Below are 19,848 nucleotides of genomic sequence, written 5' to 3'. Positions count from 1 at the left end.
GGGAAGCGGCGGTAGGTGGTAGTAGGTGAGCACCTCCTGCAGGTTGACCACGTCGGCGTCGGACCTCTCGAAGGTCAGACGGGTCAATTGACGGCGAGTTCGCCGAGTTCGGACCATTTGTCCTGGGGGAGTTTGAAGTTGACGATGCGGGGAGTCTCCACCAGGTGGGGTGGGAGGTGTTGCTGGGCGGCCTTGAAGTGGGGCGACGTCACGTGGTGGGTGGCGGCGTCGTCGTCGGCGAAGGCTTCTACGAGGACGTACTCGTCGGCGTCGTCGACGGAGCGGGACCAGTCGAACCACAGGCAGCCGGGTTCGGCGCGGGTCGCAGCGGTGAAGTCGGCGGTGATGGTCGGCCAGTCGTCGGCGTGCTCGGGCTTCACGCGGAACTTCGCGGTGATGAAGATCATGCCGACCAACTTAGCGGCCGCCCCATCAACAGCGCGTCCCAATCTGAGATCAGCGGAGGGTGAATCCGGTGCCCAACGGGTCGCGCGGGTCGAGGCTGAACGTCGCGGTGCCGGTGCGGTAGGCGGTGCCGGTGACCTCGGTGATGACGCCGGCGGGAGTCTCCGAGACGACGCGGCCGAGGAACGTCGTACCGACGATGGAGTCGTGGCGCAGGACCTCACCCGTGCTCAGGCGTCCTTCGTCGTGCAGGAGGGCCAGGCGTGCCGACGTACCGGAGCCGCAGGGGGAGCGGTCGGCCTCTCCGTCGGCGAACACCGCCAGATTGCGTTGGTGCGCAGGGCCGAGATCGTCGTACAGGATCGTGCCGTAGAGACCGCTCAGTCGCGGATCGGTCGGATGTACGGCGACTGCGTCCAAGGCCCACTTGATCTCGCGGCCGATCGCGATCAGGTCCGCGTAACACTCCGGCGTCACCGACAGACCGACCGACGATGCGGGGACCGAGGCGTAGAACGCGCCGCCGTAGCTGATGTCCGCCAGCACCGATCCGCGTGACGTCGGCACCTGCACTCCTCGGCTCAGCACGTACGACGGGACGTTGCGGAAGGCAACACTTCCAGAACTGTCGACCCGGGCGGTCACCCTTCCGGAGGGAACGTCGATGGTGACATCCCCAGGTGGGACCAGACCGGTTTCGACCGCCCAGGTCGCGAGGGCGATCGTCCCGTGCCCGCACGCGGTCGAGTACCCGTCCTTGTGCCAGAACACCACGCCGAAGTCGGCGCCGTCGTCATCACCCGGTACGACGAACCCGCCGTACATGTCCGCATGACCACGCGGCTCGTTCACCAGCAATCGTCGTACGGCGTCGATCGCCTCGGACGACTGCGCCGCGACCCGTCGGTCCGCCACGGAGGCTCCCGGGAGCTCGACCGAGGTCACGATCCGGAAGGGCTCCCCGGCCGTGTGATAGTCCACAACGCTGATGTCGTCCACAGATGCACCTTAAACACGCGAAAGCCGCCGTCCGCCCCTGATGTGGGGCTGGCGGCGGCTGGAGCGACCTGGACCGGTTCGGTCAGGCGGCCTGGGGTACGCGGTTGCGCGCGGCCCAGACGGCTCGGCGCAGTTTGGCCTTGTCGGGGTAGCCGGCTTCGCAGCCGATCACGTAGACGTCGTGGCTTCGCATGTTGACCATGCCGGCCACGTACCAGACCGGGCTCCCCTCGGCCAGCATGGTGACGATCATGTTCCGGATGTCGGTGGTGATGTTCATTCTGACCCTCTCCTTTGGTCGCTCTTACTGATACGTCGGACCAGAGGGGCCGGATTCGACACGTCCTCGAAAAGAAATCCGGGAAAAACAAAGCGCCCCGATCGATGACCGGGGCGCTCGTCCGTGTGGGTCCCGGGGGGAGTGGGACCACCACACGTTGGGGGGGGACTTTGACGTTAACCCGACGAAGGGGTCACTCTCGGCAGTCTTTCGCCGAACGGCACCAAAAGCGCGTTCAGCGGTGCGTGCGTCTCCGATACAGCGAAGTCGCCAGTACGACCGAGAACAGGAGCAGACCACAACACCAGGCGAGTGCGATGCGGCCGTTGTTCTCCATCGGCGTCCCGATCAGCAGGCTGCGGACGGTCTCGATCACCGGCGTGATCGGTTGGTGCTCGCTGATCGGCCGCAACCACGACGGCATCGACTCCGGCTGCACGAACGCGCTGCTGAGGTACGGCAGGAACAGCATGAAGAAGCTGAGCGTGCTGGCCGACTCCACCGACTTGGCGATCACACCGAGCCCCGCAGCGAGCCAGGACAGCGCTACGACGTACAGCAACAGCAGACCGATCGCCGCCAGCCAGTCGACGACCCCGCCCTCGGGGCGGAACCCCACGGCGAGTGAGGCCAGGATGACGATCGCCGTCGACGTCGCGTTGCGCGCGACGCTCGCGACCACGTGTCCGGTCAGTACGGCGAAGCTGTGGATCGGCAGCGAGCGCAGGCGGTCGATCATCCCGCTGTTCATGTCGTCGGCGACCACCATCGCCGTCGACGAGGCGCCGTACCCGGTGGTGAGCAGCAGGATCCCCGGTACGACGTAGTTCACGTACTCCGTCCCCGTGTTGATCGCGCCGCCGAACACGTACACGAACAACGCCATCATCAGCAACGGCAGCAGGAGCGACACGAACAACGTGTCGACGTTGCGCCGCGCCAGCCGCACACTGCGGTCGATCATGGTCACCGCGTCCGAGCAGGCGGCGACGACTCCTTGGTGTGACATCAGCAACCTCTCAGGCAGTCAGTGCGAGGAACACGTCATCGAGCGTGGGCCGGTGCGACGACACCCGCTCCGGCGTCAGCCCGTTGTCACGCAGTACGTCGAGGACCTGGTGCAGGTGCGCCGCCGTACCGTCCGACGGAACGTTCAGCACCAGTTGGTCGACCACACCGCTCACTACGCCGGCAGCCTTCTGCAGCTGTACCTCGTCGGTGAAGCGCAGCTCAATCCGTTCCCCACCGATCTGGGTCTTCAGCGCGTCCGCCGTACCACTGGCGACGATGCGCCCCTGGTCGAGCAGCACGATCCGGTCGGCGAGCCGGTCCGCTTCCTCCAGGTACTGCGTGGTGAGCAGGATCGTCGTACCGTCGCGGACCAGTTCCGCGATCGCGTCCCACATCGCGAACCGGCTGGTCGGATCGAGTCCGGTCGTCGGCTCGTCCAGGAAGATCACCTGCGGTCGCGCGATCAGGCTCATCGCCAGGTCGAGCTTCCGCCGCATGCCGCCGGAGTACGTCTTCACGCGCCGGTCCATCGCGTCGGTGAGTCCGAACTGTTCCAGCAGCTCGGTCGTACGCCGCCGCGCAGTACGCCGGCCGAGGTGCATGAGCCGGCCGACCATCACCAGGTTCTCCCGCCCGGTCTGGTTCTCGTCGACCGCGGCGTACTGCCCGGTCAGGCTGATCACGCCGCGGACCCGGGCCGGTTCGCGGAGTACGTCGTACCCCGCGATCGTCGCCGTACCGGAATCCGGGCGGGTCAGCGTGGTCAGGATCCGCACCGCGGTGGTCTTGCCGGCGCCGTTCGGGCCCAGCAACGCGAGCACCGATCCCTCCGCGACGCTCAGGTCGACCCCGGTCAGTACGTCGGTTGCGCCGTACGACTTCCTCAAGCCGGTCGCCTCGACGATCATGGTCCCCTCCTTACTGCGTATGGAATACGCTAAATAGCGTAGCAGGTACGCAGTAATGGCTGGCAAGCCCTAAACTGAGCCGGTGGAGAACAACGAGCTGCCGGCCGACGTCGCGCTGATGTGGCGGTTGCAGGAGAAGCCGCGGCGTGGGCCGAAACCGTCGCTGACGCTCGACGACATCGTCGCGGCGGCGATCGCGATCGCCGATGCCGAAGGCCTGGCCGCGGTCTCGATGGCGAGGGTCGCCGAGCGGCTCGGCAACTCGACGATGGCGCTGTACCGGCACGTGAAGAGCAAGGACGACCTGCTCGTGATCATGTCGGACGCCGCGGTCGAGCGTCCGGAGCCGATGCCCGAGGGCATCGACTGGCGGACCGGGCTGACCTTCTGGGCGGACGGCGTGCTGACCGCGATCGGCCGGCACCCGTGGTACGCCAAGGTGCCGATCTCCGGTCCGCCGGCCGGTCCGAACAATCTCGCCTGGTTCGACTCCGCGCTCGGCGTGCTGAAGGACACCGGCCTGCCGGAGGAGGCGAAGGTCGGCGTCGTGATGGGCCTGATCACGTACGTGCAGGGACAGATCCGGATGGCGTTCGACCTGGCGGCCGGCTACGCGGAGAACCCGGATGCCTTTCAGCTGTTCGGTTCGACGCTGCGGAAGGTCGCGGATCCGCGGGTCTATCCGGCGGTGGCGCGTACGGTCGAGGCCGGGGTTTTCGACGAGGTCGGGAGCTTCGAGGAGGACAACGAGGCCGACTTCGACTTCGGCCTGCAGCTCTACCTGGACGGGGTCGCGGCCTTCATTGACCGGGTTGGATGATCGCGTCGGCCGCCGGTGCCGTCGCCGCGATCAGGTGGGCGTTGCGTTCGTCGGAGCCGTACGTGCGTTCGTGCGCTTCCTCGGGTGATCTGCCGAACGCCCGGTGCCGGGCTTCGAGGCGCGCGTGCCGGAGCTCCTCGGGCACCTCGACGTACCAGCACTGATCGAGCAGGCTGCGGACGATCGACCATGGCGTCTCGTCGAGCAGCAGGTAGTTGCCCTCGGTCAGGACCAGCGTGACCTCGGGGGCGATTCCGATGCTGGCAGCGATCGAGTCCTCGATGCTGCGGTCGAAGCGCGGCGCCCAGATCTGCTCGTCCGGTGATTCCTTCAACCGCCTGAGGAGCGCGACGAAGCCGTAGCCGTCGAAGGTGTGCGGCGCGCCCTTCACATCCGCCAGTCCTTCAGCTTCCAGAACCGATTGGGCGAGGTGATAGCCGTCCATCGGTACGAGCGCGACCTTGTGGCCGTCCGCGGTCAGCTTCGCGGCGAGTTGTTCGGCGTACGTCGACTTGCCCGCCGCCGGCGCCCCGGTGATCCCCAAGATCTGCCGCCGCCCGCGCGTCGCCAACTCGACGGCACGATCGTAGGCGGCGGCTGAGTCCATGGTGGGGATCCTAAGCGAGGTAGCCGTCCGGGCGGATCAGGATCTCGTCGCCCGGCTGTGCGTGATAGATCGCGAACGCTTCCGGATTCGTGATCTCGACAGCGTGTGGGTGGTCCGAGGGAGTGCTGGGCGAGAAGCGCAGCAGGGTCTCGTGCGGGCCGCGGAAGAGCTCGAAGAGCCGGACTTGGTTGCCCTTGGCATCCTTTATTGGCGCATCAGGAGCGCGGTCGCCGGAGACGAGCGGGCGGGTGTCCGACGGGTCGCGGTACGAGACGTCCAGCTGGCGGGTGTTCTCGCCGCGCTCGAGCGCAGACTCGTCGCCGTCGACATGCTTCTGCAGCAGGTCCTCGCTGATCCCGAGCACCCGCATCGCGTTGGTCCGGCGCTCGGTCTCGTAGGTCGCGAGCACCTCTTCGCGACCGTCGGCGAGTTTCCAGCCCAGGTTGTACGCGTCCTGGACGCCGGTGTTCAGGCCCTGTCCGCCGGTCGGCGGGTGGACGTGGGCGGCGTCGCCGGCGATGAAGACCCGGCCGACGCGGAACTTCGCGGCGAGCCGCACGTTCGGGCGCCACACTGTCGACCAGGTGAGGTCGCGGAGCTTCGCGATACCCGGGCCGGCGTACTTGTCGACCAACGCCTGCAGGCCTTCGAGCGAGGTGTCCGCGTCGTCGCCGTCGAGCGGCGCGCCGAACTGGAACTGGTCGCCGCCGCTCAGCGGAGTCATCGCGATGCCGGCCATCGGGTTGTCCTTCGATGCGAACCAGTAGCCGTACTCGTGGTCGAGTCCATCGGCCGCGACGTCGCCGAGCAGGGTGCGGATCGACTCGTCGGTGGTGCCCTCGAAGGCGATTCCGAGGTGCTTGCGGACCAAGCTCTTCCCGCCGTCGGCGCCGACCAGGTAGTCAACGGTCAGCGTCTCGCCGGTGGACAGTTCGGCGGTGACATCCTTTGTGGTCTGGGTGAAGCCGGTGATCGCGGTGTTCAGTTCGACACTGACGCCGTACGACGCGAGCTTGTCGCGGAGGATCTTCTCGGTGCGGGACTGGCCAAGCATCCGTGCGTTCGGGTACGGGATGTCCGGGGTGGGCTCGACCGGGTCGGCCATGCGGCGCTCTCCGAACGGTTGACCGCTGATGAAGATCTTCATCAGCGGGATCGGGAGGCTCTGGGTCAGCACGTCGTCCAGTACGCCGAGGTCCTCGAAGACCTCGAGGGTCCGCGGCTGCAGCCCGTCGCCGCGGGATCCGTTGAAGAACTCGGTCGCCTTGTCGATCACCCGGACCGCGATCCCGCGCCGGGCCAGCTCGATACCGAGGGTCAGTCCGGTCGGCCCGGCACCCGCGATCAGGACGTTCATGGTGGTCTCCTTGACTGAATTATAATTCACTGAATTCATATTCAGTTTGCGCACGACTAGGGTTCGCTGTCAAGGAGGTACTTCGTGACAGACACGGTGAGCCGCCGGCAACGGGCGGCCGGGACCGAGGTGGCGCTGAAGCAGGCCGCGCGCGACGTCTTCGCCGAGCGCGGGTACCTGAACACGAAGATCACCGACATCACCGCGGCCGCGGGCCGCGCGACCGGGTCCTTCTACAACCACTTCGCGAGCAAGGAAGAGCTGCTCGAGGCGCTCCTTCGCGACATGCTGGCCGCGGCGGACGAGGCGGTCGTCGATGTCGCCGGGCACGACGCCGACTTCAGCAAGCTGTCGGCGATCCGCTGGCACGTGGCGGCGTTCTGGCGGTTCTACCAGGCGCATCTGCCGGAGATGGTCGCGGTGAAGCAGGCCGCGATGCTCGATCCCGAGCTGGGGCGGCGGCTGCAGCAGATCATGGCCGACGACGACCAGCACATGATCGAGCACTTCTCCCATCTGCCGAACCCGCCGGCCGATCCGCTGGTCGCGATCTCCGCGATGAACGCGCTGATGGAGGGCTTCGCCTACACCTGGCTCGTCGTCAACCCCTCCAACGGCCAGACCATCCCCGACGAGGCAGCCATCGACACCCTCACCAACCTCCTGCACCACGGGTTGGTCGGTTAGTCCTCGGGTGGGGCTTCGGCGCCTTCGCGTTCGTCGCGGGCGGCCCACTCCATGAGGGTGTCGAGTGAGTAGACGTTCTCGTCGATCTTCGCGTGCAGGTCGCCGAGTTCGGCGTACCGGGCGGGGACGGTAGCGATCGTGAAGTCCTTCGGGTTCACGTCGTCGATCTCGTCCCAGCGGATCGGCGTGGAGACCGTGCCTTCGGGATTCCCGCGGACCGAGTAGGCGCTCGCGATCGTGTGGTCCCGGGCGTTCTGGTTGTAGTCGACGAAGACCAACCGAGGGTCGCGATCCTTGCGCCACCACGTCGTCGTCACGTCCTCCGGCGTACGCCGCTCTACCTCACGCGCGAACGCCAGCGCAGCCCGCCGTACGTCGGAGAAGCCGTACGCCGGCTCGACCCGAACGTAGATGTGGATGCCCGAGCCGCCGGAGGTCTTCGGGTAGCCGACCGCGCCGAGCTCGTCGAGTACTTCGTGGACGGTGTGCGCGACCCGTCGTACCCGATCGAACGGGCAGTCGGGCATCGGGTCGAGATCGATGCGCCACTCGTCCGGCGTCTCGGTGTCGGCGCGCCGGGAGTTCCACGGATGGAACTCGACCGTCGACATCTGCACCGCCCAGGCGACGTGGGCGATCTCGGTGACGCACAGCTCGTCGGCGGTCCGGTTGTACCGCGGGAACGTGACCCGAACCGTCTCCATCCACGGCGGCGCTCCGTGCGGCAGCCGCTTCTGGTGCACCTTCTCGCCCGCGACCCCCTCCGGGAACCGGTGCAACATGCACGGCCGCTCCCGCAGCGCGTTGACGATCCCGTCCCCGACGGACAGGTAGTACTTCACCAGATCCAGCTTGGTCTCACCGCGCGCAGGAAAGTACACCCGATCCGGATTGGAGACCCGAACCGTCCGTTCCCCCACTTCCAGCTCGATCGCCGGAGACTTCGCCTTTCCTGCCATGCACCCAAACTAACGGGCGCGAGGGACAACTGGCCTCAACCACACTGCCAGGTGAAGCCGACCTCGCCGAAGTTGCCGGCTTCCAGGTCCGCGGGCCGCATCAGGAAATAGAGCTTCCCCACGTCACCCCACATCATGTCAGCGTCATCGTCGGTGTCGACCTGGAGCAGCAGTTGCCAGCCGCGCTCATGCTCCTCGAACTCCGGACTCCCGTAGCCGATCTCGGTCGCTCCGAACCGTCGCAGGCAAGCAGCCGCGAGGTCCATCTCCACGGCACTCTGCTCGGGGAAGGCATGGCCGCCCAGTTGGTGGTTGGGAGCCACATAGCCTCGCTCGTCGAGGACGTCGTACAGAGCGTTCACAGCCTCCGGTGGGACGCCTGGCCTGGGCTGCTCGAGACCGTGGGCCGCCCAGACCCGGCGTAGCTCCACGTGTTCCCAGGTTGGCCAGGTCAGGGTCGGGATCGGAGTCAGCGCGATCGCCGGGAAGGCCTGCAATCCCGCGGGCGGCTGGGTCACAACCGGAGCCAGCTCGGGCGGGGCGTCCACCACCGGGTCGAACCACAGAGTGCGGATACCTTCGACCGTCTCGGAATCCCGGTCGGTAACGGTGACAGTGGCGAGGTGATTGTCGAACTGGCCGTCGAAGTAGAAGAAGGACAGCAGGCCGGACTCGGGCAGACGGAGGGCCGGAAGCATCGGTGAGAGCTTCGAGCAGTCGAGGCTCATGACGTGGCTCAGCGGCCCGTAGCCCGGCCAGACCGGCCACGAGTTGATGGGCAGCATCGGTAGTCCGCCGAGTTGCCCGACCACCAGGTCGCCCGGTTGAGCGTGAGCGAGCCGAACTGCCGGCGCCAGGTGCTCGAGCCAGGCTTGCGCGACAGTTCGCCCGAGGTGCCGCTCGGCCAGCGCCGCGAGTTCGTCGTACGTCGGCTCCGACTCGCCATCGCGTACCCGACGGTCAGGTCCCGGATCGACGTCGACTGTCGCCTCACCTATTCGGCGGATCGTCCCGTCGACCTCCGACACCAACGTGAAGGCCTCTACGCGACGGTGGTACTCGTCGCTCTCGTGGACCGTGAGAGTCAGTCGCCCATCGTTGCCGAGGGTTGGCGCGCTCGATCCCCAGGAGCGTGAACTCAAGGGGGCGGTCCGGAAGAACTCGTCCCGCATCGCCTGGACCCTGGCGCTTGCGTCGTCCAGTAGCGCCTGACGGCGGGCCATCAGAGCGTCGTACCTGTCTCCCATTGCTCGTCAGGCCAGCCGCGTCAGCCAGTTGCGGGTGTCCGGGGTGCGGCCGTATTGGAGGTCGAGGAGGGTGCTGCGGAGCTTGGCGGTGATCGGGCCGACGCCGTGGTTGACGGAGTGGTCGCCGATGGTCAGGTCGCCGTCGGGCCAGGCGACGCGGCCGATGGGGGTAATGACCGCGGCGGTGCCGGAGGCGAAGACCTCGGTGATCTCGCCGGTGCGTACGCCGTCCTTCCATTCGTCGGCGGAGATCCGGCGTTCTTCGACCGGGTAGCCGAGGTCGGCGGCGAGTTCGAGCACCGATGCGCGGGTGACGCCTTCGAGGAGCGAGCCGTTCAGCTCGGGCGTCGCGATTCGGCCGTCGGCGTACACGAAGAACATGTTCATGCTGCCGATCTCCTCGAGCCACTTGTGCTCGACGGCATCGACGAACGCAACCTGCTCGCAGCCGTTCGCGACCGCCTCAGCCAGGCCGGCGAGGCTGGCCGCGTAGTTGCCACCGCACTTGGCCGCTCCGGTCCCGCCCGGCGTCGCCCGGATGGTCGAGGTCGTCAGCCAGATGGACACCGGCTTGGGACCGGTGTTGAAGTACGGGCCGGCAGGGGAGGCGATGACGCCGAACAACACCTCGTGGGCGGGCCGGACACTCAGCGCGGCCTCGGTGGCGATCATGTACGGCCGCAGGTACAGGCTGGTTTCACCGTCCTCGGCCGACGGAACCCAGGCCTCGTCAACAGTCACCAGCGCGCGCAGCGCCGCGACGAATGCGTCCTCCGGGACCTGCGGCAGTGCGAGTCGCTCCGCGCTCGCAGTGAACCGTGCGGCGTTCCGGTCCGGCCGGAAGGCCCACACCGAACCGTCCGCGTGCCGGTACGCCTTGAGGCCTTCGATGATCTCCTGCGAGTAGTGGAAGACAGCAGCCGCCGGGCTGAGTGACAGCGGCGCGTACGCCGTGACCTTCGAGTCGTGCCAGCCGCGGTCCACCGACCAGTTCGCAACGACCATGTGGTCTGTGAACGACTGTCCGAACGCCGGATCCGCAAGGACGGCCGCCCGAGCCTCAGCACTGGCCGGATCGCTGCGCAGCTCGACCGCGAAGTCCCATGCGTCTGTCACTACCGTTGCCTGCTGTTCACCTGTCACTCGCCGCACGCTACCCCTGCTCTCATCTCCAACTCGACCCGCCGCCCACACTCCGACCACTCCGGTACGGCGACCGCGCCAGCAACTGCCGTAGCTCGGCTGCACCGGGCTCTGCCTGTACGACGTGCAGCACTCGATCGGCAGCGTCGTACACCAAGGAGTCGTGCCACTCGTCCGGCAGCTCGACCAGGACTCGGAGTGCCGTGGCCAGGCCCGCTGCAACCTCGCCCGCGACCACCAGGCACTCGGCCAGGCACAGGTCGAGTCGTGCGCGCTCTCCGATCCAGCTCTCTGGGCAGAGCTCCCTGGCGCGCTCCAGCAGGACGCAGCCGGCCACGCCGTACCCCAGCAGAGTGCAGACTCGTCCTTCGGCCCAGTGCAGCTGGTACGGCCGGGCCTGCGGAGTGGTGCGCAGGAGTTCGTCGCCGATACCGATCAGCTCCTGCAATGCGCGGTCTGCGTCCTGAGTGCGCCCGAGCTCGGCAAGGACGAGTGCCTGCGCGGTCCGCGGCACGCAGCCTGCCGCGCCCGGCACGTGCCGGTCCAGTGCGACCGACTCGTCCGCGAGCTCCAGCAGCTCTGCCAACGGACGCCGCTCGGCCAGACCGGTGATTGCTTCCCTGGCCCGCACCAGGGCCGGCAGCGGGCCTTCGCCGAGGCTGTCCGCGGCCGCGCGAGCGGCCCACCACCAGCGGCTGGCAGTGCTTCGCTCACCCAGTCTGGTGAGGGTCTCGGCGATCAGCATGCTCAGCTCGGCCGCCTCCGCTCCATCAGCGCCGTGCAGCTGCCGCACCAGCTCCGGTAGCAGCGAGGCCGGTGGAACACTGCGGAAGTCGTCGGGCACCGGTCCGCCGGCATCGAGCGTCGCGACCAGTCCTCGCCACGCTGTCTCCAACGGGTCGGCCTCCGGCCTGACCTGACCTGCGCGGGTGGGCCTTCGCTCGAAGGTGGCAGTCAGTCGGCCGTCAGTGCCGAGCTCCCGGTCGCAGAGCCGGGCCAAGTCCGCAGAGCCGGGCCGCTGCCCGCGCTCCACCTGCGACAGATAGCTGTGGTCGTACCCGACCCGTGCTGCGAGTTGGCGCAGGCTCAGCCCGACCGCCTGCCTGCACTGCCGCAGCAACGGACCAAACGCTGTCCCAATCGATGTCTCGGTCACAGGATCACCCCGTTCGCGCTTCGAGCTCATGTGGTGCGTGCCGGACAAGCTACAAGCCCTCGCCGACAAAAACCGTGGAAAACAAGGGCATGTGGGCTGTGGGCTGTTCTGACAGCCCACAGCCCACACCTGTTGTGCGCACTGCGTGCTGGGCGATTCTGCAGAGGTGAACACGCTGCAGCGACAGGCCCGCCTCTTCCGTCTGGTCCGCCACCCCAACCCCACCGCGATCCTCGCCGAGGGCGTGGAGTGGTCCGACGGCACCGTCGCCCTCCGCTGGCGCGGCCCCTGGTCCAGTACGTCGACCTGGGACTGCATCGGCTCCGTCCTGGCTGTGCACGGGACCGGCGGCCGCACCCAGGTCCACTGGCTCTCCAGCGCACCTGTGACCGTGAGCAGGACTGTCAACCAGCGACCAGCCGAGCACGTGGCGCCCGTGTGGCTGCCGGCGCCAGGGGTCGACGGCCTCTGCTCCCGCTGCGGCCGGCCGTGGCCATGCCTCGCCTGTGGTCCGTGACCGGAGGCCGCCCGCCGTCGTCGAGCCGGACCCGGGTGTGACGGGGATCACCAAGCGAACTGGATTGCATCGAGCAACTCAGGTGTTCTGAGTTTCAGAACGCAACTCAGGGAAAGCCCTCCGGAAGGAACCCGGCGTGACCACCAGCACTGTCGAACTGAGCACCTCGCACTCACCTCGCACTCTGAGCCGACGGGCCAGTTTCTGGACCGCCGCCACGGTCGCGGGCATCAGCCTGTGGACCAGCGCCGCCCCGACGACGACGTACCCGCTCTATGCATCGACCTGGCACCTCAGTCCCACCGCGACCACTGCGATCTTCGCCGTCTACCCGGTCGTGCTGGTCGCCTTCCTGCTGGTCTTCGGGCAGCTGTCCGACTACATCGGCCGCCGTACGACGATGCTGTACGGCGTTGGCGCGCTGCTCGCCGGCGTCCTGCTCTTCGCCATCGCACCGTCGGTCGGCTGGGTCTACGCCGGGCGCGCGCTGATGGGAGCAGGCGTTGGTCTCGCACTCACTCCCGCGACAGCAGCAGTGCTCGAGTTCAGCGCACGAGGCAAGGCAGCGCGCGCCTCATCCATCACGACCGCGGCGACGGCGGCCGGTCTGTCGCTGGCGACGATCGTCGGCGGCGGACTGATCGAGTACGCGCCGGCGCCCCTCCACCTCGACTTCTGGGTGCTGCTGGCGGTCGTGGCCGTCGTCTTCGGCTTCGTCTGGCAGCTGCCTCGGCACACCAAGGACGAGAGCCGGGGCCGCTGGCGGCCGCGTCCGATGACGTTGCCCAAGGGCATCCGCGTGCTGTACGTCGCCTCCGCCGTCGCAGTGACCGCCGCGTACTCCTTCGGCTCGGTCTTCCTGGCTCTCGGCGCGCAGATCGCCCGTCAGCTGATCGGGACCGAGAACATCTTCGTCATCGGCCTGATCCTCGCGATCATGTCGGTCACGATCGGCGTCACCGCCATCGCCGGCCGCCGTTTCCCCGCCGCACGACTGGTCGCGGTGGGCGCAGTCGCCACACTGGTCGACCTGGCCCTCCTCGAGACCTCGGCCCAGCTGCACTCGCTGCCGGTGTTCATGGCCACCACCGTGCTCGGCGGCATCAGCTACGGGCTGCTCTTCTCGGGCGGCCTGGGTCTGATCACCACGCACGCGCCGGCTCACCACCGCGGCGGCACGGTTGCAGCGGTGTACCTGGTCGCCTATGTCCTGCAGGGAGCGATCGCGCTGACGCTCGGCCTGGTCGCGACGGCGTCAGGTCTCGGTACGGCGTTGCTGCTGGGCGTGATCGTGATCGGTAGCCTGGCGCTGCTCGTCATCGCCGCCGCCGGAGCCCTGGCGGCGCAGACCGGAAGGCAGCAGGTGGAGGAGGCGCGATGACCACGCGTACGGCGAACCGGCCGAACTGCTCGATCGCCAGGACTCTCGATCTGGTGGGTGACCGCTGGAGCTTCCTGATCCTGCGCGAGGCGCACCTCGGGACGACGCGGTTCGCGGACTTCCGCGACTTCCTGCACATCGCGCCGAACATCCTGACGAACCGGCTGACCGCGTTGATGGACGCCGGCCTGCTGGAGAAGCGCGAGTATCACGAGGAGGGCCAGCGGACGCGGTCGTCGTACCACCTGACGTCGGCAGGTGAGGACCTGAAGCTGGTGCTGGCGGCCCTGCAGCAGTGGGGTGATGTGCATGTGCCGCGTCCCGACGGACCGACCGTGGTCCGGCGGAGCACGGGGTCCAGAGACCTTGTCGACGTCGGCTTCATCGACAAGGGCGGCAACGCGGTTCCTGAGGAGGACGTGGTCTTCGAGCCCGTTGCGGGTGGTCCGGCGGACCGCAGCACCTGGCGCTGAGTACGGGGCGCGCTGCCAGTCAGCGCGTGGCGATTGCCAGCAGGTACTGCGCCGGGAGACGAACCTCGCCGGCCGGAGTGGTCCAGTCCTTGGAGATGGCGTCGAGCGTCTGGGTGCGGACCTCCTCCAGTCGGCCGGCCTTCTTGAGCAGCGGGAAGGTCGCGACGCCCAGCGGGTGGTTGGCGATGCGGGTCTCCCAGTAGTCCTCGGGCGACGTGGTGGTGACGGAGAGGTCCTTGACGGTGGTCGAGACCTCGAAGCCGTGCTCGCCGAACAGGTCCGACAGGGACTTGGGGTCGTGCCAGTCGATCTGGCCCTCCATGGCCTTGCCGCTGCCGGTCACCTCGTTGACTGCTTTCGCCACGATGCCGACGATCTTGCCCATCACCCCCGGGAGCCAACTGGTCAGGAGGATGCGGCCGGCCGGCGTGGCGACCCGGGCGAACTCGGCGATCGCCGCGCGCGGGTCCGGCGCGAAGATGACGGCGAAGTTGGACAGGATCACGTCGGCCGAGCCGTCGGCGAGCGGCAGCGACGCGGCGGTGCCGTCCACGACGGTCAGGTCTCGGGAGCCGGCGGACTCACTGATGACCTCGCGGAGCCGGGCGGCCGGTTCGACCGCGGTCACTCGGGCTCCGAGGTCGGCGGCGACGAGAGCAACGTTGCCGGTCCCCGCGCCCACGTCGACCACCTGCTCGCCCGGCTGGATCCGCGCCGCCGCGACCAGTTCGCGTGCCGCGGGCAGCAGGTCTGCGGCGGTTGTCTCGTAACTGCCCGCACCCCAGTCGATCTGGCTCATGCCGTTCACCCTAGGCGGCGGGTTCCGGACAGCGTCGGGTTTCCGACGGGGTGAACGCATTGACCCGCAGTTATGGAGCGTCTCTACTAAATGGACCGCCCGAGGAGGTTCCATGCGTGCACGATGGCTCGCTGTTGTCGTCGGGGTCTTGCTGGCCGGCATCACGGTGCCCGCGCAGGCCGCGAACATCCTGACCAACCCCGGTTTCGAGACCGGTTCGCTGAGCGGCTGGAACTGCTCGGGAGGCTCAGTCGTCAGTACTCCGGTCCGCAGCGGTGGCTACGCCCTCAACGGCGCAGTGACGAGCTCGGACTATGCGCAGTGCAGTCAGACGGTGTTGGTGCAGCCCAACACGGCGTACACGCTGTCGGGCTGGGTGCGTGGGTCCTATGTCTACCTGGGTGTCGCGGGCGGCGTCTCCACCTGGACGCCGTCCGCGTCGACATTCACTCAGCTCAGTGTGGCTTTCACGACCGGTGCGAGTCAGACGTCTGTGCAGGTCTACGTGCACGGCTGGTACGGCCAGCCGGCGTACCAGGCCGACGACTTCACCCTGGACGGTCCAGGCGGTACGCCGGGTGCTCCGAGCACGCCTGGTACGCCGACAGTCACCAGCACGACCACCTCATCCATCGCGCTGACATGGCCGGCCTCCACGGGCACTGTCTCTGGATACCGCGTCTACGAAGGCGCAAGCGTCGTACAGACGGTCACTGGTACGACGGCGACGGTCAGCGGTCTCGCGACGTGTAGCAGTCACTCCTACTCGGTGGCGGCGTACAACGACGCCGGTGAGTCAGCGAAGTCAGCTGCAACCACAGCTACAACAGCGGGCTGTACAAGCACTGGTCTGGCGAAGCATGCGCTCATCGGGTACTTGCACGCGAGCTTCGCCAACGGGTCCGGGTACGTGCGGATGGCTGACGTGCCGGACCAGTGGGACATCATCAACCTGGCGTTCGGCGAGCCCACCAGCGTTACCTCGGGGGACATCAGGTTCAACAGGTGTCCGGCGAGCGAGTGTCCGAACGTGGAGAGCGACGCGGACTTCGCTACAGCCATCAAGGCCAAGCAGGCTGCGGGTAAGAAGGTGCTGATCTCCATCGGCGGCGCGAACGGACAGGTGCAGCTGACGACGACCGCGGCCCGGGACGCGTTTGTCAGTTCGGTGAGCGCGATCATCGATCGCTACGGCCTGGACGGGCTCGACATCGACTTCGAAGGGCACTCGCTCTATCTGAACGCGGGCGACACCGACTTCCGCAACCCGACCACACCCGTGATCGTCAACCTCATCTCGGCGCTGAAGACCCTGAAGGCCAAGTACGGCGCGAATTTCGTGCTGTCGATGGCGCCGGAGACGTTCTTCGTGCAGGTCGGGTACCAGTTCTACGGCGGCTCCAGCGGCGGCGACAACCGGACCGGTTCGTACCTGCCGGTCATCCACGCGCTGCGGGACTCGCTGACCGTGCTGCATGTCCAGGACTACAACTCCGGTCCCGTGATGGGGCTGGACAACCAGTACCACACCATGGGCGGCGCCGACTTCCACATCGCGATGACCGACATGGTCAAGGCGGGCTTCCCGGTGGCGAACACCGGTCAGACGTTTCCGGGACTGCGCGACGACCAGATCGGTTTCGGGCTCCCGGCGGCGGTCAGCGCAGGGAACGGCTACACCGCCCCGGCAGCCGTGCACGAAGCGCTCGACTGCTTGGTGAAGGGCCAGAACTGCGGCGGCTACAGCCTCCGCGGCGGGACTTCGCCGGGCTTCCGCGGGCTGATGACGTGGTCGATCAACTGGGACCACTACTACAACTGGGAGTTCCAGAACAGCCACGCGCCGTACCTCGACGCCCTCCCGTAGGCCGCCCCTCGCACCCGGTTCGCGAATCAGCCCCTCGCGAACCGGGTGTGGGCCTGTGGATTACCGATCCCTGTTTGTGGGGTTCCGCTGGTATGAAGGAGGCATGACAGCGTCAACGACCCGCTCGGTGATCCTCACCGTCGACGACGATCCCGGGGTTTCCCGGTCGATCGCCCGTGACCTCCGCCGTCGGTACGGCGAGGAGAACCGCATCGTCCGGGCGGAGAATCCGGCGCAGGCGCTCGACGCGCTGAAGGAGCTGAAGCTCCGGGGTGAACCGGTCGCGCTGCTGCTGGCCGACTACCGGATGCCCCAGATGTCCGGGATCGAGTTCCTCGAGGCCGCGATGGACCTGTTCCCGCTGGCTCGCCGGGTGCTGCTGACGGCGTACGCCGACACCGATGCGGCGATCCAGGCGATCAACGTGGTCGACCTCGACCACTACCTGCTGAAGCCGTGGAACCCGCCGGAGGAGAAGCTGTATCCGGTGGTCGACGCGATGCTCGACCTGTGGCGGTCGACCCCGGAGCCGTCCGGCGACGAGACCCGGGTGATCGGTCACCGCTGGTCGGCGCCGTCGTTCGCGGCCCGCGACTTCCTCGCCCGCAACGCGGTGCCGTACCGCTGGCTGAACGTGGACGACGACGAGGCCAAGCGGCTTCTCGACGCCGCCGACGTGGACGGTACGACGCTGCCGGTCGTGATCACGCCCGACGCCACGGTGATGATCGCCCCGTCCGAGGCCGAACTGGCGCAGAAGGTCGGTCTGTCGACGGCGCCGGCGAAGGACTTCTACGACCTGGTCGTGGTCGGCGGCGGCCCGGCAGGGCTCGGTGCCGCGGTGTACGGCGCCAGCGAGGGCCTGCGGACCGTGCTGGTCGAGCAAGTGGCGACCGGTGGACAGGCCGGGCAGTCGAGCCGGATCGAGAACTACCTGGGCTTCCCGGACGGGGTGTCGGGTGCACAGCTGACGGACCGGGCCCGGCGGCAGGCGGTCCGGTTCGGGGCCGAGTTGCTGACGACGCGGCAGGTCGTCGGGCTCGAGACGCTGGGGAACGCGCGCCGGCTGCGGTTCGCCGACGGCAGCGAGATCTCGGCGCACTCGGTGATCCTGGCGACCGGCGTCTCGTACCGGACGCTTCAGGCGCCCGGTGTCGACGATCTGTGCGGTCGTGGCATCTACTACGGCTCGGCCACCACCGAGGGTCCGGCGTGCGCCGGCGCCGAGGTGTACATCATCGGCGGGGCGAACTCGGCCGGTCAGGCGGCGGTCTATTTCTCGAGGCATGCGAAACGCGTGCATATGCTGGTGAGAGGACCATCGCTCACCGCGACGATGTCGTCGTACCTCATCGACCAGATCGACGAGATCGACAACATCGAGGTGCACACCTGCACGCAGGTCGTTTCCTGTAAGGGCTCGGAGCACCTGGAACGTCTCACCCTGCTGAACAGCGAGACCGGGGAGGGTCGTGAGGTGGACACGGAATGGATGTTCGTGTTCATCGGCGCGGCTCCGCGGACGGACTGGCTGCCCGGTGACCTGCTCCGCGACGACCGAGGCTTCGTGCTCACCGGACCCGACCTGCACGGCAGACCGCCGGGCTGGCCGCTGGAGCGGGAGCCGTACCACCTGGAGACGAGCATGCCGGGCGTGTTCGCCGCGGGCGACGTACGGGCCGAGTCGGTGAAGCGGGTCGCCTCCGCGGTCGGCGACGGAGCGATGGCCGTGACACTGGTGCACCGATACCTGGAGATGCTCTGATGACTGACCAAGCTGTGGAGCCGCGGCGGCTGACTCCCGACGAGTTGCGCACGCTGTTCCTCTTCGAGAGCCTCACCGAGGAGCAGCTGCAGTGGCTCTCCGAAGCCGGGTACGTCGAGTCCGTGCACGACGGGATCGTGTTCAACGAGGGCGACGAGGCGACCTGCTGCTACGTCCTGCTCTCGGGTGAGATTCGGCTGTGCAAGCTGTCGCACGGCGAGCTCGTGGAGATCAACCGGACCGGTCAGCGCGGCGTGTACTCCGGGGCGTTCAACGCGTTCTTCGGCGCCAACGACCACAAGTCCTACACCGCGACGATGCAGGTGACCGGGCCGTCGGAGTTCTTCGTGATCAGCGCCGAGACGATGGCGACGATGATGAACACCTGGTTCCCGATGGCGGTGCACCTGATCGAGGGCTTCGTGATGGGCATGCGGCGGACCAACGAGACGCTCGGCGAGCGTGAGCGGTTGCTTGCCCTGGGCTCCTTGTCCGCGGGTCTGACCCACGAGTTGAACAACCCGGCCGCCGCCGCGGTCCGGGCGGCGGCGACGTTGCGGCAGCGCGTGTCCGGGATGCGGTCGAAGCTGGCGATGCTCGCCGACGGCACCCTCGACGCGACCAAGCTGCACCAGATCGTCGCGCTGCAGGACGACGCGGTCGAGCGGCTGGAGAAGAACAAGGACAAGGACATCCCGCCGCTGGAGTTGTCCGACCGCGAGGACACGCTGACGGACTGGCTCGACGACCACGACGTCCAGGCGAGCTGGGACGTGGCACCGGTGCTCGCGGCCGCGGGCCTGGACGTGCCGTGGATGGAGAACGTCCTGGCGGCGGTCGGCCCGAAGTACCTCGAGGGCGCGGTGCGGTGGTTGATGTACACGATCGACACCGAGTCGCTGATGAACGAGATCGACGACTCCGTGACCCGGATCTCGACCCTCGTCGGCGCCGCGAAGCAGTATTCGCAGATCGACCGGGCGCCGTACCAGACCGTCGATCTGCGGGAGCTGCTGAAGTCGACGCTGGTGATGATGTCGGGGAAGCTGCAGGGGTACGAGATCGTCAAGGACTTCGATCCCGAGCTGCCCGCGATCCCGGCGTACGCCGCGGAGCTCAACCAGGTGTGGACGAACATCATCGACAACGCGGTGAGCGCGATGGGCGGATCCGGGACGCTGACGATCCGCACCCGCCGGGACGGCGCCTACGCGGTCGTCGAGATCGGCGACACCGGCCCGGGTATCCCCGACGAGATCCGGCGCCGGATCTTCGAGCCGTTCTTCACCACCAAGCCGATCGGCGAAGGCACCGGCCTGGGACTCGACATCTCCTGGCGCATCGTTGTGAAGAAGCACCACGGCGACCTGCGCGTCGAGTCCGAGCCGGGCCGCACCGTCTTCAAGATCGTCCTGCCCCTCGATCCGGAGCGCGAACTGGAGTCCGACCCGGCCCTGCTTGCTTAGC

General features: G+C 67.8%; 20 protein-coding genes. 8 read left to right on the top strand and 12 right to left on the bottom strand.

Going from position 1 to position 19,848, the window contains the following annotated elements:
• Nucleotides 1-83 precede the first annotated feature (83 nt).
• From ACLJOO_RS01370 to ACLJOO_RS01350, 5 genes are all read right to left on the bottom strand, one after another.
• The gene (locus tag ACLJOO_RS01370) at nt 84-407 is read right to left on the bottom strand and encodes a putative quinol monooxygenase (RefSeq protein WP_410784910.1); all 324 of its coding nucleotides are present in this window, start codon (nt 405-407) and stop codon (nt 84-86) included.
• 49 nt (nt 408-456) lie between these two features.
• Complete coding sequence (locus ACLJOO_RS01365; RefSeq protein ID WP_410784909.1) at nt 457-1,404, bottom strand: proline racemase family protein; 948 nt, start codon at nt 1,402-1,404, stop codon at nt 457-459.
• Nucleotides 1,405-1,486: 82 nt separating this feature from the next.
• A complete protein-coding gene (locus ACLJOO_RS01360; protein WP_130383912.1) occupies nt 1,487-1,684 on the bottom strand; it encodes a hypothetical protein in 198 nt (65 codons plus the stop codon).
• Between the two features lie 235 nt (nt 1,685-1,919).
• Nucleotides 1,920-2,693, bottom strand: coding sequence for an ABC transporter permease (locus ACLJOO_RS01355; RefSeq protein WP_410784908.1), 774 nt, complete (start codon nt 2,691-2,693; stop codon nt 1,920-1,922).
• A gap of 10 nt (nt 2,694-2,703) precedes the next feature.
• A complete protein-coding gene (locus ACLJOO_RS01350; protein WP_410784907.1) occupies nt 2,704-3,603 on the bottom strand; it encodes an ATP-binding cassette domain-containing protein in 900 nt (299 codons plus the stop codon).
• An 82-nt stretch (nt 3,604-3,685) separates the two neighbouring features.
• On the opposite strand from ACLJOO_RS01350, the gene ACLJOO_RS01345 reads away from it, so the two are divergent.
• The gene (locus tag ACLJOO_RS01345; RefSeq protein WP_410784906.1) at nt 3,686-4,423 is read left to right on the top strand and encodes a TetR/AcrR family transcriptional regulator; all 738 of its coding nucleotides are present in this window, start codon (nt 3,686-3,688) and stop codon (nt 4,421-4,423) included.
• Here the strand turns inward: ACLJOO_RS01345 and ACLJOO_RS01340 are convergent.
• A complete protein-coding gene (locus ACLJOO_RS01340; RefSeq protein ID WP_410784905.1) occupies nt 4,404-5,030 on the bottom strand; it encodes a nucleoside/nucleotide kinase family protein in 627 nt (208 codons plus the stop codon). The two genes, ACLJOO_RS01345 and ACLJOO_RS01340, sit on opposite strands and share 20 nt — an antisense overlap.
• 10 nt (nt 5,031-5,040) lie before the next feature.
• On the bottom strand, nt 5,041-6,387 hold the full coding sequence (locus ACLJOO_RS01335; protein WP_410784904.1) for an FAD-dependent monooxygenase: 1,347 nt from the start codon (nt 6,385-6,387) through the stop codon (nt 5,041-5,043).
• A gap of 84 nt (nt 6,388-6,471) precedes the next feature.
• Here ACLJOO_RS01335 and ACLJOO_RS01330 point away from each other — a divergent pair, with 84 nt between their 5' ends.
• Nucleotides 6,472-7,074 (top strand): TetR/AcrR family transcriptional regulator, encoded by a 603-nt coding sequence (locus tag ACLJOO_RS01330; protein WP_410784903.1) that lies wholly within the window; start codon nt 6,472-6,474, stop codon nt 7,072-7,074.
• Here the strand turns inward: ACLJOO_RS01330 and ligD are convergent.
• The 4 genes from ligD to ACLJOO_RS01310 are packed head-to-tail and all read right to left on the bottom strand — an operon-like array spanning nt 7,071 to nt 11,579.
• Complete coding sequence (ligD, locus tag ACLJOO_RS01325; RefSeq protein ID WP_410784902.1) at nt 7,071-8,033, bottom strand: non-homologous end-joining DNA ligase; 963 nt, start codon at nt 8,031-8,033, stop codon at nt 7,071-7,073. The two genes, ACLJOO_RS01330 and ligD, sit on opposite strands and share 4 nt — an antisense overlap.
• Before the next feature lie 35 nt (nt 8,034-8,068).
• Nucleotides 8,069-9,256, bottom strand: a complete 1,188-nt coding sequence (locus ACLJOO_RS01320) for a YwqG family protein (protein ID WP_410784901.1) — start codon at nt 9,254-9,256, stop codon at nt 8,069-8,071.
• Between the two features lie 30 nt (nt 9,257-9,286).
• Nucleotides 9,287-10,396, bottom strand: coding sequence for a branched-chain amino acid aminotransferase (locus ACLJOO_RS01315; RefSeq protein ID WP_410784900.1), 1,110 nt, complete (start codon nt 10,394-10,396; stop codon nt 9,287-9,289).
• A gap of 49 nt (nt 10,397-10,445) precedes the next feature.
• Nucleotides 10,446-11,579: a helix-turn-helix domain-containing protein gene (locus ACLJOO_RS01310; protein ID WP_410784899.1), complete on the bottom strand. Its 1,134-nt coding sequence runs from the start codon at nt 11,577-11,579 to the stop codon at nt 10,446-10,448.
• Nucleotides 11,580-11,745: 166 nt separating this feature from the next.
• Here ACLJOO_RS01310 and ACLJOO_RS01305 point away from each other — a divergent pair, with 166 nt between their 5' ends.
• The 3 genes from ACLJOO_RS01305 to ACLJOO_RS01295 all read left to right on the top strand — a co-directional run bounded on the left by ACLJOO_RS01305 (nt 11,746) and on the right by ACLJOO_RS01295 (nt 13,950).
• Nucleotides 11,746-12,096 carry a hypothetical protein gene (locus ACLJOO_RS01305; RefSeq protein ID WP_410784898.1) on the top strand — a complete coding sequence of 117 codons (351 nt, stop codon included), beginning with the start codon at nt 11,746-11,748 and terminating at the stop codon, nt 12,094-12,096.
• Nucleotides 12,097-12,232: 136 nt separating this feature from the next.
• Nucleotides 12,233-13,477, top strand: coding sequence for an MFS transporter (locus ACLJOO_RS01300; RefSeq protein WP_410784897.1), 1,245 nt, complete (start codon nt 12,233-12,235; stop codon nt 13,475-13,477).
• Nucleotides 13,474-13,950 (top strand): winged helix-turn-helix transcriptional regulator, encoded by a 477-nt coding sequence (locus ACLJOO_RS01295; protein WP_410784896.1) that lies wholly within the window; start codon nt 13,474-13,476, stop codon nt 13,948-13,950. The genes ACLJOO_RS01300 and ACLJOO_RS01295 overlap by 4 nt, the downstream gene beginning before the upstream one ends.
• A gap of 19 nt (nt 13,951-13,969) precedes the next feature.
• Here ACLJOO_RS01295 and ACLJOO_RS01290 read toward each other — a convergent pair whose 3' ends face one another.
• Nucleotides 13,970-14,749, bottom strand: a complete 780-nt coding sequence (locus ACLJOO_RS01290) for a class I SAM-dependent methyltransferase (RefSeq protein WP_410784895.1) — start codon at nt 14,747-14,749, stop codon at nt 13,970-13,972.
• Nucleotides 14,750-14,861: 112 nt separating this feature from the next.
• Here ACLJOO_RS01290 and ACLJOO_RS01285 point away from each other — a divergent pair, with 112 nt between their 5' ends.
• The 3 genes from ACLJOO_RS01285 (at nt 14,862) to ACLJOO_RS01275 (ending at nt 19,847) form a co-directional block, all read left to right on the top strand.
• Nucleotides 14,862-16,616, top strand: a complete 1,755-nt coding sequence (locus ACLJOO_RS01285) for a chitinase (protein WP_410784894.1) — start codon at nt 14,862-14,864, stop codon at nt 16,614-16,616.
• A 103-nt stretch (nt 16,617-16,719) separates the two neighbouring features.
• Nucleotides 16,720-18,381 carry an FAD-dependent oxidoreductase gene (locus ACLJOO_RS01280; RefSeq protein WP_410784893.1) on the top strand — a complete coding sequence of 554 codons (1,662 nt, stop codon included), beginning with the start codon at nt 16,720-16,722 and terminating at the stop codon, nt 18,379-18,381.
• The gene (locus tag ACLJOO_RS01275) at nt 18,381-19,847 is read left to right on the top strand and encodes an ATP-binding protein (protein WP_410784892.1); all 1,467 of its coding nucleotides are present in this window, start codon (nt 18,381-18,383) and stop codon (nt 19,845-19,847) included. The genes ACLJOO_RS01280 and ACLJOO_RS01275 overlap by 1 nt, the downstream gene beginning before the upstream one ends.
• Nucleotide 19,848: the final 1 nt, after the last annotated feature.

Origin of the sequence: Kribbella sp. C-35 (assembly GCF_046549195.1) — a bacterium.
In the GTDB taxonomy this organism is placed as follows: Bacteria; Actinomycetota; Actinomycetes; order Propionibacteriales; family Kribbellaceae; genus Kribbella.
The sequence above is the reverse complement of the archived record's forward strand: the minus strand, read 5'-3'. Positions and strand labels throughout refer to the sequence as shown.